This window comes from Roseovarius sp. (assembly GCF_018066915.1).
Lineage (GTDB): Bacteria > Pseudomonadota > Alphaproteobacteria > Rhodobacterales > Rhodobacteraceae > Roseovarius.
The window spans coordinates 1-15,940 of record NZ_JAGPVV010000098.1; the positions used below are offsets into that span (position 1 = coordinate 1).

Sequence of the window (15,940 nt, forward strand, 5' to 3'; positions counted from 1 at the left end):
ACCTGATGCCCCCGCCCCGCCGCCGTAATCGCCGCAGAGAGGCCGGCAGGCCCCGCACCGACCACGGCAATCCGCTTGGGCATTTCTGCGGGCGCAATTACCAATTCCGTCTCATGGCAGGCGCGCGGATTGACCAGACAAGACGTCAGCTTGCCCGAGAATGTGTGATCGAGGCACGCCTGATTGCAGGCAATGCAAGGCGCTATCGTGGCGCTGCGCCCCGCCGCCGCCTTGTTGACGAATTCTGCATCCGCCAGAAACGGCCGCGCCATGCTGACCATGTCGGCGGCCCCGCTTGCAAGCACCGCCTCGCCCACTTCGGGCGTGTTGATCCGGTTCGAGGTGATGACGGGAATCCCCACCTTGCCCATCAGCTTTTTCGTGACCCAGGCAAAACCCGCACGCGGCACGCTGGTCGCAATCGTGGGAATCCGCGCCTCATGCCAGCCGATGCCGGTGTTGAGGATCGAGGCACCTGCGCGCTCGATCTCTTGCGCCAGTTGCACCACCTCGTCGTGGGTGCTGCCGCCCGGCACCAGATCAATCATGCTGAGACGATAGATGATGATGAAGTCAGACCCCACCGCCGCCCGCGCCCGCCGCACCACCTCGATCGGCAGGCGCATGCGATTTTCATAGGAGCCGCCCCAGCGATCCGTGCGCTTGTTGGTATGGGTCACAAGGAATTGGTTGAGGAAATATCCCTCTGAGCCCATGATTTCGACCCCGTCATAGCCTGCTTCGCGCGCACGCGCGGCGGCGGTGACGATATCTGCGATCTGCTTTTCGATCCCCTCCTCGTCCAGTTCGCGTGGCGTAAAGGGGGAAATCGGTGACTTGATGGCCGAGGCGCTCACACATTCCTTGCCATAGGCATAGCGCCCGGCATGCAGGATCTGCATCGCAATGAGACCACCTGCCTCATGCACCCGGTCGGTGACGATCCGGTGATTGGCGATATCCTCGGGCGTAAAGAGCCCCGCGGCACCGGGAAACACGCCGCCCTCGCGATTTGGGGCCATGCCGCCCGTGACCATGAGGCCAACACCGCCGCGTGCCCGCGCGGCGTAGAATTCAGCCACCCGATTCCAGTCGCGGGTTTCCTCAAGTCCGGTGTGCATCGACCCCATCAGCACGCGATTCTTGAGCGTCACATGCCCCAGATCGAGCGGGCTCAGAAGATGCGGATAATCGGACATGGCTAACCTCCCTTGGCTGCCTCGCACCATGGCGCGGCACCGCGATCTTGTCACCCCGGAACGCTGCGTTATGGCATCTGCGGTCGGATTTGATCCTCTGAAACGAAAAGGGCCGCCCATCGGCGGCCCCCCTCTAAATCGCTATGCGACGCTCAGAGCGCCAGATTGGGGATGATCTGCTTCTTGCGGCTCATGATGCCCGGCAGGACCACGGCATCGCCCGACACAGTCGCGCCAAAGCTCTTTTCGGCAACGGTCTTGACCAGATCGTTGGGCACAAGGAGCGTGGCCTCTTCGTTCAGGATATCGACCACAAAGAGCAGCACCTGATCGACGCCATCCTCGGCGGCGACGGTTTTCATGCTCTCCATCAGGCTTGCCTTGCGGTCGAGCACGATGGCGGGCGACGTGGTTTCCAGCACGCTCACGCGGAACGACTTGCCGCCCACTTCGTATTCCTTGGAATCCATGCGCAAGAGTTCGGCATCGGAAAAGGCCGAGACATCGGATTTCGCCGCGAACATCTCGGCGGCGTAATCGGGGATGGAAATGCCCAGATCAGCGGCCAGTTTCTCGGCCACGGCGCGATCATGCGGGGTGGTGGTGGGCGAACGGAATTCGAGCGTGTCCGACAAGATGCAGGTCAGCGCCGTGCCCTTGGCCCAAGCGGGCATTTTCGCGGCATCATCGCCCATCAGGTCTAGCATGATGGTCGCGGTGCAGGCCAGCGGACGCACGGTGATGTCGATCGGGCCCTTGGTTTCCAGCCCGCCCACCAGTTTGTGATGGTCGATGATCGCCTGAATATCGGCATTGTTCACATTGGCAGGCAGTTCTGCCGGGTTGTTGGTATCAACGATCACGCAGGGCTGACCGGCCTCGACATCGGAAATGATGCGCGGCTTGGGCAGGTCCCATTTCTGCAAAAGAAAGGCGGCCTCGGTGTTGGGCTCGCCCAAGAGGACAGCTTCGGCCTGTCCGCCCTTCACCTCGTTGAGATACCAGGCCCAGAGAATGGGCGAACCGGTGGAATCGGTGTCGGGCGATTTATGGCCGAAAACAAGCGTGGTCATGGGGGTAATCCTGTCATTGATACGGGTTTGCGCGCCTTATAGGAGGATGGGCACAGCTTGTCACCTGCCCGATGCTGCGCTGCGGCATAAAATCCCGATGCGGGGGCGGCGGAAAAGCAGATTTTTGCGGATCAAAACGGTTGACTCGCCTCGACGCACTCCCTAGCTATGCGCCGTTAGCACTCGAACCCCATGAGTGCTAATGATCCCCGAGTTGGGATCATCAGGGAGTAACTTTGAGCCAAGGAGCCTCAGAGATGGCATTTAAACCGCTGCATGACCGCGTGCTTGTCCGCCGCGTTGAGAGCGAAGCTAAAACCGCGGGCGGGTTGATCATTCCCGACAGCGCCAAGGAAAAACCGAGCCAGGGCCAAGTGGTGTCCTGCGGCGATGGCGCCCGCAAGGACAATGGCGAACTGATCGCAATGGCCGTCAAGGCCGGCGATACCATTCTGTTCGGCAAATGGTCTGGCACTGAAGTGACGGTCGACGGCGAAGAGCTGTTGATCATGAAGGAAAGCGACATTCTGGGCGTGATTTCGTAAGGGCATTCCCCCTCACGCTGATCCAACCGGAAATCAAACACGGGAGCACCTCAAATGGCTGCAAAAGACGTACGCTTTAATACCGACGCCCGCAATCGCATGCTCAAGGGCGTGAACATTCTGGCCGATGCGGTCAAAGTCACGCTCGGCCCCAAAGGCCGGAACGTGGTTCTGGACAAATCCTTTGGCGCCCCGCGCATCACCAAGGACGGTGTGTCGGTTGCCAAGGAAATCGAACTGGAAGACAAGTTCGAAAACATGGGCGCGCAGATGGTGAAAGAAGTCGCCAGCCGCACCAATGACGAGGCCGGCGATGGCACCACCACCGCGACGGTTCTGGCTCAGGCCATCGTCAAGGAAGGCATGAAGGCGGTTGCCGCCGGCATGAACCCGATGGACCTCAAGCGTGGCATTGATCTGGCCACCAGCAAGGTTGTCGAGGCCATCAAGGCCGCATCGCGCCCCGTCAGCGACAGCGCCGAAGTGGCGCAGGTCGGCACCATCTCTGCCAATGGCGAAGCCGAAATCGGCCGTCAGATCGCAGAAGCAATGCAGAAAGTCGGGAACGAGGGTGTCATCACCGTCGAAGAGAACAAAGGCCTCGAGACCGAGACCGACGTGGTCGAGGGCATGCAGTTCGACCGTGGCTACCTCAGCCCCTATTTCGTGACCAACGCCGACAAGATGATCGCAGACCTTGAAGACTGCCTCATCCTGCTGCACGAGAAGAAACTCTCGAGCCTTCAGCCGATGGTTCCGCTGCTCGAGCAAGTGATCCAGTCGCAGAAACCGCTCCTGATCATTGCCGAGGATGTCGAAGGCGAAGCCCTCGCAACCCTCGTCGTGAACAAGCTGCGTGGCGGCCTCAAGATCGCTGCCGTCAAGGCCCCCGGCTTTGGCGACCGTCGCAAGGCCATGCTGCAGGACATCGCCATTCTGACCGGTGGTCAGGTGATCAGCGAAGACCTCGGCATGAAGCTTGAGAATGTCGGCATGGACATGCTGGGCCGCGCCAAGAAGGTGTCAATCACCAAGGACGCGACCACCATCGTCGATGGCGCAGGCGAAAAGGCCGAGATCGAAGCACGGGTCAGCCAGATCCGTCAGCAGATCGAGGACACCACTTCGGACTACGACCGCGAAAAGCTGCAAGAGCGCGTGGCCAAGCTGGCCGGTGGCGTTGCCGTGATCCGCGTCGGTGGCATGACCGAAATCGAAGTGAAAGAGCGCAAGGATCGCGTCGATGACGCGCTCAACGCAACCCGCGCAGCCGTGCAAGAAGGCATCGTTGTCGGCGGTGGTGTGGCTCTGGTTCAGGCGGCCAAGAAACTGGCCGGTCTTGAAGGTGCCAACAGCGACCAGAACGCCGGTATCGCCATCGTGCGCCGCGCGCTCGAAGCGCCGCTGCGCCAGATCGCAGAGAATGCCGGTGTCGACGGGTCCGTCGTTGCAGGCAAAGTCCGCGAGAGCGCAGACCCCAAGTTCGGCTACAATGCCCAGACCGACGAATATGGCGACATGTTCAAGTTTGGCGTCATCGACCCGGCCAAGGTTGTCCGCACCGCGCTTGAAGATGCGTCTTCGATCGCTGGCCTCTTGATCACCACCGAAGCGATGGTGGCCGACAAGCCGCAAAAAGAGAACGCCGGTGGCGGCATGCCCGACATGGGCGGCATGGGCGGCATGATGTAAGCCACGCTTGGCAACATGCTATCGGATCGGGGCTGCCTTTGGGCGGCCCCTTTTCTTTTGCACGGTGCGCACGCTGGCGCGGTATCGACTTTGAGTATTTGAAGAACAGTGAAAGCAATGCGCCTCACGATACTCTGACTATACGCGGTGCGCCCCAGCAGGTAGCAAGGGGCATGCGCCTCTTTCTCTTGACCGCCCTCACCATGATCGCCTTTGCCGCCAATTCGGTCCTGAACCGGATGGCCATCGCCGGTGGGACGATAGATGCGGTCAGTTTCGGGGTGATCCGGCTGATCTCTGGCGCCGTGGTGCTGGGGCTGTTGTGCCTCATGCTGCGCGGCGGGCTGCGGTTCTTGGGACCGGGGCGCGCCATCGGGGTGCTGGCGCTCTTGGTCTATCTCTACGGGTTTTCCATGGCTTACCGGGCGCTGGATGCCGGTCTGGGCGCACTGATCCTCTTTGGCGTGGTGCAGATCACCATGTTCGCAGGCGGTCTTCTGGCGCGCGAGGCGATGCCTGCGCGGCGCTGGATCGGGGCCGCAATGGCCTTTGGCGGGCTTGCGTGGCTGCTCTGGCCCGGCGCGGGACCACAGGTCAGCGTGCTCCACGGTCTCTTGATGGCGGCGGCGGGCGTGGGCTGGGGTGTCTATTCGCTGAACGGGCGACGGTCAGGCGATGCGCTGATGGCAACAGCCGCAAATTTCATCTGGGCGGCACCTATAGGCCTCTTGGTTGGCTGGCTGGTGCCCAAGGGGGCCGAGGGGCTCGTGATCGGGCCGCAGGGCGTCATGCTCGCGGTGCTGTCGGGGGCAGTGACATCCGGGCTTGGCTATGCGCTCTGGTATAGCCTCTTGCCGCGGCTGGCCGCCTCGGTTGCTGCGGTGGCGCAACTGACCGTGCCGGTGATCGCCATGGCGGGCGGCATGCTCTTTCTGGGCGAGGCGCTGAGCGCCGAGTTCGTGCTGGCAAGCGTGCTGGTGCTGGGCGGCGTTGCGGTCTCGGTGATCCCCCGGCGCGCTCAGGGACCAACAATTTCCTCCAAGGGGTCGTAACCCATCCCACGCTGAAACGCGACGCGCGCAAGGCTGTCAGGCTTGATCCGCAAGTCCCTCATCTCTGCCTCTGTCACCCACCGGCGGCGGCTGACGATCGCTTCCGGGTCGCGCCAATCGTTCGAGAGCGTGCCCGCAACCACCGTGCAGCGAAAGAACACCTCGACCTGATGAAAGCAGGTGGCGGGCGCGTGAAACTCGTTGATCAGGCAGGGCGGGCCTACGCGGATCGTCAATCCGGTCTCTTCATAAACCTCGCGTATCAGGTTGTCGGGCAGCGATGTGCCCACCTCGACACCGCCACCGGGCGCGCACCAGAGCGTGCTGGCGGCATCGGCATAGGCATTGACCAGCAACAGTCGCCCCTGATCCACAATCACGGCGCGGGCGGCAAGACGGGGCGAGGGCATGGGCGGACCTGAGGTAAGACGCGAACGACCCTGACCCTAAGCGGCAGGCCGCCGAGTGAAAAGGGGTTGTCTTTGCCCCCTGCCTTGGGCCAGCTTGCGCGCGACTAGAACACAGGAGCAGCACATGGGACACAACACACGCAACGGGGGGCAATTGCTGGTGGAGTGTCTGCTTGCACTGGGCGCGCGGCATTCGTTCGGCGTGCCGGGCGAGAGCTATCTTGCGGTGCTGGATGCGCTGCATGACACCGCCGGGCGGCTTGATTTCACGCTCTGCCGTCAAGAGGGCGGAGCCGCATTCATGGCCGCTGCCTATGGCAAGTTGACGGGCCGTCCCGGCATCTGTTGGGTGACGCGCGGACCGGGGGCGACCAATGCCGCAATCGGGGTGCATACCGCGATGCAGGACAGCGCGCCGATGATCCTCTTTGTGGGCCAAGTCGGCACCGACATGAAGGGGCGCGAGGCGTTTCAAGAGCTCGATTACCGCGCCGTCTTTGGCACGATGGTGAAATGGGCGGTCGAGATTGATCAGGTGGGCCGCATCCCCGAAATCGTGGCACGAGCATGGAAAACCGCCGTAACGGGGCGACCGGGGCCGGTGGTGGTGGCCCTGCCCGAGGATATGCTGACCGATCTGACCGAGGTCGCGGCACTCTCCGGGCCGGGGGATTATCCAGAACCGGAGCCGGGCGCAGAGGCCGTGGGCCGCGCGCGCGCGATGCTGGCCGGGGCCAAGCGGCCTCTGATCCTCTATGGCGGATGCAACTGGACAGACGCGGGGCGCGCGGCCTTGCATGACTTTGCAACCGGGTCGAATATCCCGGTCGTTTCGGTCTTTCGCTATCAGGACCAGTTCGACAATCACGCCCCGGTCTTTTGTGGCGAAGCGGGGGTGGGCATGGTGCCCAATGTGCGCCGCCTCTTGGCTGAGGCCGATGTGATTCTGGCGATCAACAACCGCTTTGGTGAAAACTCCACCGATGGTTACACGGTGTTTGACCTGCCAGAGCCGCGCCAGCACCTCATCCATGTGCATGGCTCTGATCTGGAACTGGGCAAGGTCTATCAACCGGAACTGGGCATTCAGGCGGGGCCAAATGCCTTTGCGCGCGCGCTGAACGCGGGCGGGCCTGTGACGGGCGATTGGGCCGCTTGGCGCACCGAGGCGCGCGCGGGCTATGAGGCGGGATTTGATCTGCCCGACCTGCCCTCGCCCGTCGATATGGGCAAGGTGACAGCCTATTTGCGTGACGTGCTGCCCGAGGATGCGATCATCACCAACGGCGCGGGAAATTTCGCGATCTGGTCCGGGCGGTTCCTGAAATACGGGGCCGCAATGCGCCTCTTGGCCCCGCAATCGGGGGCTATGGGTTATGGCATCCCGGCGGCGATTGCCGCCAAGGTCATGCACCCTGAGCGTCGCGTCGTTTGCTTTGCCGGGGATGGCGATTTCCAGATGACCGCTCAGGAACTGGCCACCGCCGCGCAGGCGGGGGCCCAGCCTGTGATCCTCATCCTCAACAACGGCATCTACGGCACCATCCGCGCCCATCAGGAGCGCAACTATCCCGAGCGCGTCTCGGGCACCGACATGGTCAACCCGGATTTTTCCGCCCTTGCGCGCGCCTATGGCTTTCACGGCGAACGGGTAGAGCGGACCGAGGATTTCGCAGACGCCTTTGCGCGCGCCTGTGCCTCGCCGACCGGTGCCGTGCTCGATCTTGTGATCTCGCCCGAGGCGCTGACACCCCGCGTGACGCTAAGCCAAATGCGCGCGGCTGGCCTGCGCAAACGCGACGGCATGTAACCTCTGTTCAGACCACGCATTTGCGCCTATGGGGGCGGCATGAGCAGATTGACCATCCTTGCAGGCCTGATCCTGGCCCTCTGGACCACGACGGCGCGGGCCGATTGCGTGGTGCTCTTGCATGGGCTGGCGCGCTCTGATGCGTCCTTTGTGATCCTGCAAGAGGTGCTCGAGGCGCGCGGCTATGACGTGTTCACCCCCGATTACCCCTCGACCGAAGAGGAAATCGAGCGGCTTGCCCGCGAAACCCTACCCTTTGCGGTGCGGGTCTGTGGCGCGACGCGGGTGCATTTCGTCACCCATTCGATGGGCGGCATCCTCTTGCGCCTCTGGCTCAAGGACAACCGCCCGGCACAGATGGGCCGGGTCGTGATGCTGGCCCCGCCCAACCATGGCAGCGAATTGGTGGATGAACTGGGCGGGCTCGAGCTTTTTCGTTGGCTCAATGGACCTGCCGGGCTGCAACTGAAAACCGGGGCAGGCGGCGTGCCGGAAAACCTGCCGCCGGTGGATTTCGAACTGGGGGTGATCGCGGGCACCCGCTCGCTCAACCCCTATTTCTCCAGCCTGATCGACGGGCCGGACGATGGCAAGGTCTCGGTCGCCTCGACACGGGTCGAAGGGATGGCGGATCACATCACCCTTCCGGTGACGCATACATTTCTGATGAACAACCCCCTCGTGATCGCGCAGGTCGAGGAGTTTCTGGAGCATGGGCAATTCAACCATGGCCTGACCCTTGGTGATGTGCTCTTGGGGCGGAGGTGACGATGACGGCGCTTGAGATCACCCTGCGCGGGGCGCAGGTTCTGACGCCCGAGGGGCTGACCACCCGCGACCTCTCGCTCAGCGGCGGGCGGATTGCCGATACCCCTCTGGGTCGCACGGTGGACCTGAGCGGCTACATGATCCTGCCCGGCATCGTCGATGTCCATGGCGACGGGTTCGAGCGGCATCTGGCCCCCCGGCGCGGCGCGATGAAGGACCTTGCCCAAGGCATGATCGCCACCGAGGCGGAATTGGCCGCCAATGGCATCACCACCGCCGTTCTGGCGCAATTCTACAGCTGGGAAGGCGGCATGCGCGGGCCGGAATTCGCCGATCAGGTCTTTGCCGCGCTGGCCGAGGTGCGCGAGTGCGTCGAGACCGACCTGCACGCGCAACTGCGGTTTGAAATGTCCCTGCTGGATGAATATGGCGCGGTCGAGGATATGGTCGCGCGGCATGGCATCACCTATCTCGTGTTCAACGATCACCTGCCGCATGCGGCGCTTGCCGCGGGCAAGCGACCTCAGGGGCTGACCGGTCAGGCGCTGCGCATCGGGCGCAACCCTGAAAAGCATCTGGAGTTCATCCAAGGCCTGCACGCGCGCCTGCCCGAGGTAGGCCCGGCGCTGAAGCAGCTGAGCAGCGCCTTGGCGGCGCGCGGCGTGCGACTGGGCAGCCATGACGATTCCACCGCCGAGGGCCGCAGGCTGGCGCGCGCACGTGGCATGACCATCGCCGAGTTTCCCGAAACACTCGAGGCCGCCGAAGAGGCGCGCGCGGGCGGCGATCATGTCATCATGGGCGCGCCCAATCTGGTGCGGGGGGGGTCACACAAGGGCAATGTCAGCGCGGTCGATCTGGTGGCCATGGGCCTCGTGGATGCGCTGGCCTCGGATTATCATTACCCCTCGCTGCGGCGCGCGGCGTTTCTCTTGGCCGATGGCGGGATCTGCGATCTGGCAACCGGTTGGGGGCTGATTTCATCTGGTCCGGCGCGGCTCTTGGGCCTGACGGATCGCGGCGCGATCCAACCCGGCCTGCGCGCCGATCTGGTGGTCCTCGCGCCCGAGACGCGCCGCGTGGTGGCGACCATGGCCGAGGGGCGGATCAGCTATCTGGCAGGCGACGCAGCACGCCGCTTTATCGGATAGGCTGCGCGCCTCACTCCACCGCCGCCACCAGAAACGCCTCAAGCTGTGCCGGATCAATGGGTTTCGGCAACACCTCAAGCCCCGCCGCGCGACAATGCACGTGCATGTCCGCCGTCAGATGCCCGGTGATGATCCGCGCCGGAATGGCCCCGTGCCGCGCGATGATCCGCGCGATCACATCCGGCCCGCGCACACCCTCGTCCAGCTCGTAATCCACCAGCATCGCATCGGGGCTGAGCCCAAGATCGGCGAGCTGCGTCAACGCCTCAAAGAGATTGCCCGCCTCGACCACATCCGCGCCCCAACCGCGCAAGAGCAGCGTGAGCGCGTGGCGCAGGTCCGGGTCATTTTCGATCAAGAGCACGATCCGCCCCTCAAGCGCATCCCGCGCCCGCACGCCACCGCCACCGCCCCGCGTCTCTGGCCCGCTGCGGCCCACAGAGACCAGCGGCACGGTCACGCTGAAACAGGCCCCACAGCCCAAGTCCGAGCGCAACTCCAACGGATGCCCCAAGAGCGCGCAGGCCCGGTCCACGATAGCCAGCCCTAGGCCCATGCCCTCGGACGCGCTGACATGCGCATCAAGCCGATGGAATTCCTGAAAAATGCGGTCCTGATCGGCCAGTGCGATCCCCGGCCCGGTGTCGCGCACCTCAAGCCGCAGATTGCGCCCCTGCCGCCGTGCGCCCACCAGCACCCGGCCCGAGGGCGTGTAGCGGATGGCATTGGCAATCAGGTTCTGCAACACGCGCCGCAAATAGCTCGCATCGCTCTCGACCATGGCAGCGCAGGGCACATAGCGCAGGTCCAACCCCTTGAGCGCGGCAATCGGAGCGAATTCGTCGATCAATTGGTCCATGATCCGGCGAAGCGGCACATGGGTCACATCAACCTCGACATGGCCCGATTCGAGCCGCGAAATATCGAGCAGCGCGTCGATGATATCCTCGACGCTGGTCAGCGCGCGCTGCGCCTTGTCCATCAAGACGCGGTGATCGTCGCTGGCCAGTTCGTCTTGCAAGGACGCAAGATAGAGCCGCGCCGCCGAAAGCGGCTGGCGCAGATCATGGCTCGCCGCCGCCACGAACCGCGATTTCGAGGCATTGGCGCGCTCGGCCTTGGCCAAGGCATCCTCCAACTCCAGCGTGCGGTCGCGCACCCGCTGTTCCAGCCGCTCATTGGCATGGGCAAGCGCGCGCGCGGCGGCGCGTTCTGCCGTCACATCCGAGAAACTGATGACAAAGCCGCGGTCGGGCATCTGCCGGGCAAAGACATCCAGCGTCTTGTGTGTGCCTGAGCGCATATAGAACCGCAGCGGCGCGCGCCGGTCCTGCGCCGCGACCCAGACCGCGATATCGCGCGCGCTCAGGCTGCCCTCGATCTCGAAATCGCTGCCGATGCGCCGCAGGATCACATCGAATTCGATGCCCACCCGAAACCGCGAAATCGGGATCGATAGCATGCTGCCGGCGTTCTGGTTCCAGCCGCGCAACTGCCCGCTGCGGTCAAAGATGCACACCCCTTGGTCGATATGCTCGAGCGTGGCGCGGATCAATTGCGCCTGATCATCCAAGAGCTTGCCACGCTCGCGCCGTTCCAGCCGGATGATATCGGTGATGTCGGTTTGCAGGATCACCGTTTGTCCGTCGCGGGTGCGATGCTCGCTGACCTGAACCCAGCAATCGCCGGTCAGGTTGAGGTTGAACATCACATGCTTTTCCTGATGCAACTGCATCCGCCGCGCCGCCCAATCGCCCCGGCTCTGCATGTCGGGCAATTCCAGAAACCGGCTTTGGCTCGCGTGGCGCACGTAATCGGCGAACTCCAGACCGGGGCGCAATTCGGCCACCAGATCGGGCATATACATGCCAAAGCGGCTGTTGTTCAGCACCAACCGCCCGTCGCTGTCAAAGAGCGCGAACCCTTCCTGAATCGTCTCAATGGCATTGGCGAGGTCCGAGCGCGCCCGCTCGGCCTGCCGGATCGCTTGTGCCAGTTGCGCATTGGATTCGTTGAGCAGGTCGAGCGCATGTTCCAGATCGCGGGTGCGTTCGCTGATCTGATCCTCGAGGATCACCGCCCGTTCGAAATGCGCATAGGCGGCACCGCCGTCATCCGTCACCTGCTCGACCCGGCGCATCAAGACTTCGATGATCTTGAGCAGCTTGCCGTTCTGCCGATCCAGCGGGTCGGAATTGTCAATCAGCGCCGCCGACATGGCCTAGCGCCCGATGGGGGGATAGATCGCCACCCCTGTCATGGTCTGATTGACATGCAAGCCGTTGATCTGCTCGCCATAGGTGGAAAATCCAACCACGCGATGCGCGGCCAGAATACGCGAAATCTCGGGTCCGATCTGGCGCTGCTGCACTTCGGTCCGGCGCAGGATGCAATCACAGGCCAGCACTGTCAGCGGCGGCGTCTCGATCCCCAACCCGGCCAGTTCACGCTCCAGATGCGCCGCCATATCCTGCGACTGCGCGAGGGTCAGAACCAGCCCCTCGTCAATCGCGGAAAAGAACTGCAGGTCGCCATTGGCCTCGGCGCGCTGAATGGCGCGCACGTGATGCTGGCCGCCGATCCGCACCACCACCGGGTTTTCGGCAAAGGTCGAGGGCGTCAATTCGTCAATCCGACAGCCAAGGATTCGGGCATATTCCTGCGCCGCCACCTCGGCATTGATCTGATGCACGATACGGCGCGCGGGGTCGGCATCCGTCACCACCATGCGCCGGTCTGTGGGCTGGAAATGATCGAGCCGAAACACCCGCACCGGGCAATCGGTGCGCATGAGACAGACCACGGCGGCATTGTGCAGCGTCACCCCATCACAGGAAATCAGTGTCTGCGCGAACCGCTCGCCATCCGCCGCCGATCCACCAAATAGCGGCATCGGCCCCAGCCCCGCCGCGATGGCCGCAACCAGCTCATCTTCCTTGAGCGACAATCCATCGACCGCCAGAAAGGCAAATTCGTTGGGCAGGCACTCGCCCGCCTGCGTGGCCAGCCACGCTCGTGCCCGCACCGTCTGGGAAACGCAGGCGGTGCTGTCCAGTTCCGACAGCGGCGTCACGACCTGCAAGACCGCGTGGAAATGATCTGCGGCAAAGCCCACGGCCACGATACTACCCTCGGAATAGCCGCTCATCCCGATTTCACCGGCGGTGGTGCAGCCGACACAGCGGCTATCGACAAAAACGCGGGCAGCCTCGGCCATCAGCCCTTCGAAATCCGCCTCTGGCGTGACAAAGAACAGGACAAGTGCCAGCCGCACATCGCCCATGGCCCGGCGCAGGGTGCCAATGGGGTCGCAGGCATCATGCGGCACCTCGGCGCGCGTAACGATGGCGTCATCGCCCAGCATCAGCTCTGACAGGCTGCTGTCCATGGCTCCTCCCCTTGGGGTCCTCCACCCCGGTCAGAGCGTAATCCGCTTACTCCACCTCGCGCAAGACGTTAGAGAAGCTGGCCATCTGCGCGATCAGCACCGCCTGAGTGCGCGTCTGGACCCCCAGCTTGCGCATGATGGCGGTGACATGGGTCTTGACCGTGGTTTCGGCAATCGACAACTCATAGGCGATCTGCTTGTTCAGCCGCCCCTCGCAGATCAACTGAAGGATGCGCGCCTGCTGCCGCGTCAGATGCGCCAGACGTTCGACCGCCTCGTCGCGGTCATTGACCGGCTGCTCTTGCGTTTTGGTCAGGACTACGCCCTCGGGCAGGAAAATCTCGCCCGCCGCAATCGCCTCGAACGCGGCACGAAACACCGGCCGCTGGCTGTGTTTGGGCACGAAGCCTGCCGCGCCTGCGTGGATCACCGAACAGACCATCCGGCTCTCGGACATCGAGGATACGACCACGATCGGTGTCGCACCCGCCACCGCCCGCAGCCGCGCAAGCCCATCCAGCCCGCTCACATCCGGCAGGTTGAGGTCGAGCACGATGATATCGGGGGGGCCATTCTCGGCCACCATCGCCAGTGCCTGATCGAGGCTCTCGGCGGTGTCGATCCGGGCAATCCCCGCCACCGATTTCAGCGTCATCGACAGCGCATCGCAAAACAGCGGATGATCGTCGACGATCAACGCCGTCGTAAAACGCCCCGGCCCCGCAGGTGCGGGACGGGTGCCGGGAATATGCGCCGTTTTCGGTGTCATTCGATCATCCTAGCAAAGGCCCACGCGCGGGCCTACTCACACCAAGGTCTGAGGCCTCTCAGCCCCGCCGCCGCATCAACCCGCGCCCCGGATCATAGCCCCAGAGCGCCAGACCAAGAAAGACCAGACTTGCCAGCGCCGTCCACAAGAGCGCCATGCCGTTGAATTGCCCATAGAGCGCAAAGCGGATCAACTCGACCGCATGGCTGAACGGATTGACCGCGCAGATATCGCGCAACAGAACCGAACTCTCGGCCATCCGCCACAGCGGATAGAGCGCGGTAGACATGAAAAACGTCGGAAAGATCACGAAATTCATCACGCCCGCGAAATTCTCCATCTGGCTGATGAAGGACGAGAGCGCCACACCAAGCGCGCCCAGCATCACCCCGCCAAGGATCAGCGCGGGCAGCACATAGAGATAGCCCATCACCGGCATCTTGATCCCCATCGCCGCCGCAATGCCCAAAAACGCATAGCATTGCAGCACCGACACGGCAGTGCCCGCGAGGATCTTGGCGAACAAGAGCCACCAACGCGGCAAAGGGCTGGTCAGCAACAGCCGCATCGACCCCATTTCCCGGTCATAGACCAGACTGAGCGAGGATTGCATGCCGTTGAACAACAGGATCATGCCGCAGAGCCCCGGCACGATATAGGTCTCATAGGTGATATAGGTCTGATAGGGCGGGATGATCGACAGGCCGAGCGCCGCCCGAAACCCGGCGGCAAAGACCACCAGCCACACGAGGGGCCGCACCAAGGCCGAGACAAACCGCGAGCGTTGCCGCGCAAATCGCAACGCCTCACGCGTCACAATCGCCGCCAGCGCAATCAAGAGCGCCCTCATGCGGGCGCCCCTGTCAGGCTTAGAAACCGCTCGGTCAGCCCCTCATGCCCGGCAATGTCACGGGTGATGCCATCGGCCAGCACGCAGCCCCGGTGTAGGATCACCAACCGATCCTCGGGCCAGACCTCATCGGTCAGATGCGTGGCCCAGAGCGCGGTCAGCCCGTCATGGGCGCAGAGGTCATGCACATGGGCGGTAATCGCGCGCCGTGCCTCGGCATCCAGCCCCACGGTCGGCTCATCCAAGAGCAGAACCGCCGGTTGATGCACCAGCGCGCGGGCAATCTCGGTGCGCCTGCGGTGCCCGCCGTTCAGATCACGTGCCAACTCATCCGCGCGCTCACCCATCGCCATCCGTTCCAGCGCCGCCTCGATCCGCATTTCTGCGGCGCGCCCCGCCAACCCATGCAGCGCCGCAAAATAGCGCAGGTTGCGCCGCACGCTCAGGTCGAGATCCAGCGTCTGTTGTTGAAACACCACCCCGATCCGCGCCAGCGCCTGCCGGGGCTTGGTGGCGATATCATGGCCCGCCACCATGATCCGCCCCTCACGCGTCGTAAAAAGCCTCGTCAACAGCGCGAAAAGCGTCGATTTCCCCGCGCCATTGGGGCCAAGCAGGGCACAGAACGCGCCCTGCCCCACCTCAAAGCTTACATCGTCCAAGGCCCGCTTGGCCCCGTAGGAAAATCCAAGCCCTTCGATCCTCAGCCCCGTCATGCCGCGTTCCTACCTGCTCCGGGGCCTACCATAGACCGGGGCGCGACCTTATTGAATGATGAACTCGAGCCGCTGGCTGTCGCCGGTCGTGCCGGGGATCAAGAGGTTATACCGACCCGGCTTGATCGCGATGAATGAAAACTCCGCCGTGCCCGCATCATCGAACTCGAAACTGTCGATCGCCATCGGGCGGATCTCGATCTCGTTGATCACGATCTCATCCATCCAGATCGCGCGAAAGAATTCCGGCCCCGTCAGCGCCAATTCAGCGCTGCCATCGGCCGTGATTTCCATCTCGTAATAGGCCCCCGACTGCAGGGTGATCGGCCCCTCGCCCAGTGGCTTGCCCGAGGCCAGCGTGACCGCAATCTCATCCCCACGGTTGCATTTCGCCAATAGACCGGCAAAGCCCAGATCATCGCAGAGTGGTGCGGCATGAGCGGGGGCAGCCAGCATCGCAAAGGCAGCGGCGGTCAGTATATGTTTCATAAGTTTTTTCCCTCTTCCCTGTTGGATC

The 15,940-nt window shown here is 63.4% G+C and carries 15 protein-coding genes; 6 read left to right on the top strand and 9 right to left on the bottom strand.

Features of this window, described 5'->3' with window-relative positions:
- Together KBT70_RS05495 and KBT70_RS05500 are read right to left on the bottom strand one after the other, a co-directional pair.
- Positions 1–1,199: NADPH-dependent 2,4-dienoyl-CoA reductase (locus KBT70_RS05495; RefSeq protein WP_363270142.1), on the bottom strand; the 1,199-nt coding region annotated here is incomplete at its 3' end.
- A 152-nt stretch (positions 1,200–1,351) separates the two neighbouring features.
- Positions 1,352–2,272, bottom strand: coding sequence for a manganese-dependent inorganic pyrophosphatase (locus KBT70_RS05500; RefSeq protein WP_296629544.1), 921 nt, complete (start codon positions 2,270–2,272; stop codon positions 1,352–1,354).
- A gap of 257 nt (positions 2,273–2,529) precedes the next feature.
- Here KBT70_RS05500 and KBT70_RS05505 point away from each other — a divergent pair, with 257 nt between their 5' ends.
- The 3 genes from KBT70_RS05505 (at position 2,530) to KBT70_RS05515 (ending at position 5,561) form a co-directional block, all read left to right on the top strand.
- Positions 2,530–2,817, top strand: coding sequence for a co-chaperone GroES (locus tag KBT70_RS05505; RefSeq protein ID WP_008281664.1), 288 nt, complete (start codon positions 2,530–2,532; stop codon positions 2,815–2,817).
- 54 nt (positions 2,818–2,871) lie between these two features.
- The gene (groL, locus tag KBT70_RS05510) at positions 2,872–4,509 is read left to right on the top strand and encodes a chaperonin GroEL (protein WP_296629548.1); all 1,638 of its coding nucleotides are present in this window, start codon (positions 2,872–2,874) and stop codon (positions 4,507–4,509) included.
- Positions 4,510–4,682: 173 nt separating this feature from the next.
- Positions 4,683–5,561 carry a DMT family transporter gene (locus KBT70_RS05515; protein WP_296629549.1) on the top strand — a complete coding sequence of 293 codons (879 nt, stop codon included), beginning with the start codon at positions 4,683–4,685 and terminating at the stop codon, positions 5,559–5,561.
- On the opposite strand, the gene KBT70_RS05520 is transcribed toward KBT70_RS05515, so the two are convergent.
- A complete protein-coding gene (locus KBT70_RS05520; protein WP_296629551.1) occupies positions 5,528–5,971 on the bottom strand; it encodes an NUDIX hydrolase in 444 nt (147 codons plus the stop codon). The genes KBT70_RS05515 and KBT70_RS05520 overlap by 34 nt on opposite strands.
- Positions 5,972–6,095: 124 nt before the next feature.
- On the opposite strand from KBT70_RS05520, the gene KBT70_RS05525 reads away from it, so the two are divergent.
- The 3 genes from KBT70_RS05525 to KBT70_RS05535 are packed head-to-tail and all read left to right on the top strand — an operon-like array spanning position 6,096 to position 9,700.
- Positions 6,096–7,781: a thiamine pyrophosphate-binding protein gene (locus KBT70_RS05525; protein WP_296629553.1), complete on the top strand. Its 1,686-nt coding sequence runs from the start codon at positions 6,096–6,098 to the stop codon at positions 7,779–7,781.
- A 39-nt stretch (positions 7,782–7,820) separates the two neighbouring features.
- A complete protein-coding gene (locus KBT70_RS05530) occupies positions 7,821–8,549 on the top strand; it encodes an alpha/beta fold hydrolase (protein ID WP_296629556.1) in 729 nt (242 codons plus the stop codon).
- A gap of 2 nt (positions 8,550–8,551) precedes the next feature.
- A complete protein-coding gene (locus KBT70_RS05535) occupies positions 8,552–9,700 on the top strand; it encodes an alpha-D-ribose 1-methylphosphonate 5-triphosphate diphosphatase (RefSeq protein ID WP_296629557.1) in 1,149 nt (382 codons plus the stop codon).
- A 10-nt stretch (positions 9,701–9,710) separates the two neighbouring features.
- Here KBT70_RS05535 and KBT70_RS05540 read toward each other — a convergent pair whose 3' ends face one another.
- Genes KBT70_RS05540 through KBT70_RS05565 form a run of 6 tightly spaced genes read right to left on the bottom strand, consistent with a single transcriptional unit; the run spans position 9,711 to position 15,912 of the window.
- Positions 9,711–11,918, bottom strand: coding sequence for a PAS-domain containing protein (locus tag KBT70_RS05540; protein ID WP_296629560.1), 2,208 nt, complete (start codon positions 11,916–11,918; stop codon positions 9,711–9,713).
- Positions 11,919–11,921: 3 nt separating this feature from the next.
- Positions 11,922–13,088: an FIST N-terminal domain-containing protein gene (locus KBT70_RS05545; RefSeq protein ID WP_296629563.1), complete on the bottom strand. Its 1,167-nt coding sequence runs from the start codon at positions 13,086–13,088 to the stop codon at positions 11,922–11,924.
- Between the two features lie 46 nt (positions 13,089–13,134).
- Complete coding sequence (locus KBT70_RS05550; RefSeq protein WP_296629565.1) at positions 13,135–13,857, bottom strand: response regulator transcription factor; 723 nt, start codon at positions 13,855–13,857, stop codon at positions 13,135–13,137.
- Between the two features lie 58 nt (positions 13,858–13,915).
- Positions 13,916–14,707, bottom strand: a complete 792-nt coding sequence (locus KBT70_RS05555; protein ID WP_296629568.1) for an ABC transporter permease — start codon at positions 14,705–14,707, stop codon at positions 13,916–13,918.
- A complete protein-coding gene (locus KBT70_RS05560) occupies positions 14,704–15,423 on the bottom strand; it encodes an ABC transporter ATP-binding protein (protein ID WP_296629571.1) in 720 nt (239 codons plus the stop codon). Before KBT70_RS05560 ends, KBT70_RS05555 begins: the two co-directional genes overlap by 4 nt.
- Positions 15,424–15,471: 48 nt before the next feature.
- Positions 15,472–15,912 carry a hypothetical protein gene (locus KBT70_RS05565; RefSeq protein WP_296629573.1) on the bottom strand — a complete coding sequence of 147 codons (441 nt, stop codon included), beginning with the start codon at positions 15,910–15,912 and terminating at the stop codon, positions 15,472–15,474.
- Positions 15,913–15,940: the final 28 nt, after the last annotated feature.

Coding starts and splice junctions, on each gene's coding strand:
- KBT70_RS05500 (WP_296629544.1), bottom strand. CDS start 2,272: ATGACCACGCTTGTTTTCGGCCATAAATCGCCCGACACCGATTCCACC.
- KBT70_RS05505 (WP_008281664.1), top strand. CDS start 2,530: ATGGCATTTAAACCGCTGCATGACCGCGTGCTTGTCCGCCGCGTTGAG.
- groL (WP_296629548.1), top strand. CDS start 2,872: ATGGCTGCAAAAGACGTACGCTTTAATACCGACGCCCGCAATCGCATG.
- KBT70_RS05515 (WP_296629549.1), top strand. CDS start 4,683: ATGCGCCTCTTTCTCTTGACCGCCCTCACCATGATCGCCTTTGCCGCC.
- KBT70_RS05520 (WP_296629551.1), bottom strand. CDS start 5,971: ATGCCCTCGCCCCGTCTTGCCGCCCGCGCCGTGATTGTGGATCAGGGG.
- KBT70_RS05525 (WP_296629553.1), top strand. CDS start 6,096: ATGGGACACAACACACGCAACGGGGGGCAATTGCTGGTGGAGTGTCTG.
- KBT70_RS05530 (WP_296629556.1), top strand. CDS start 7,821: ATGAGCAGATTGACCATCCTTGCAGGCCTGATCCTGGCCCTCTGGACC.
- KBT70_RS05535 (WP_296629557.1), top strand. CDS start 8,552: ATGACGGCGCTTGAGATCACCCTGCGCGGGGCGCAGGTTCTGACGCCC.
- KBT70_RS05540 (WP_296629560.1), bottom strand. CDS start 11,918: ATGTCGGCGGCGCTGATTGACAATTCCGACCCGCTGGATCGGCAGAAC.
- KBT70_RS05545 (WP_296629563.1), bottom strand. CDS start 13,088: ATGGACAGCAGCCTGTCAGAGCTGATGCTGGGCGATGACGCCATCGTT.
- KBT70_RS05550 (WP_296629565.1), bottom strand. CDS start 13,857: ATGACACCGAAAACGGCGCATATTCCCGGCACCCGTCCCGCACCTGCG.
- KBT70_RS05555 (WP_296629568.1), bottom strand. CDS start 14,707: ATGAGGGCGCTCTTGATTGCGCTGGCGGCGATTGTGACGCGTGAGGCG.
- KBT70_RS05560 (WP_296629571.1), bottom strand. CDS start 15,423: ATGACGGGGCTGAGGATCGAAGGGCTTGGATTTTCCTACGGGGCCAAG.
- KBT70_RS05565 (WP_296629573.1), bottom strand. CDS start 15,912: ATGAAACATATACTGACCGCCGCTGCCTTTGCGATGCTGGCTGCCCCC.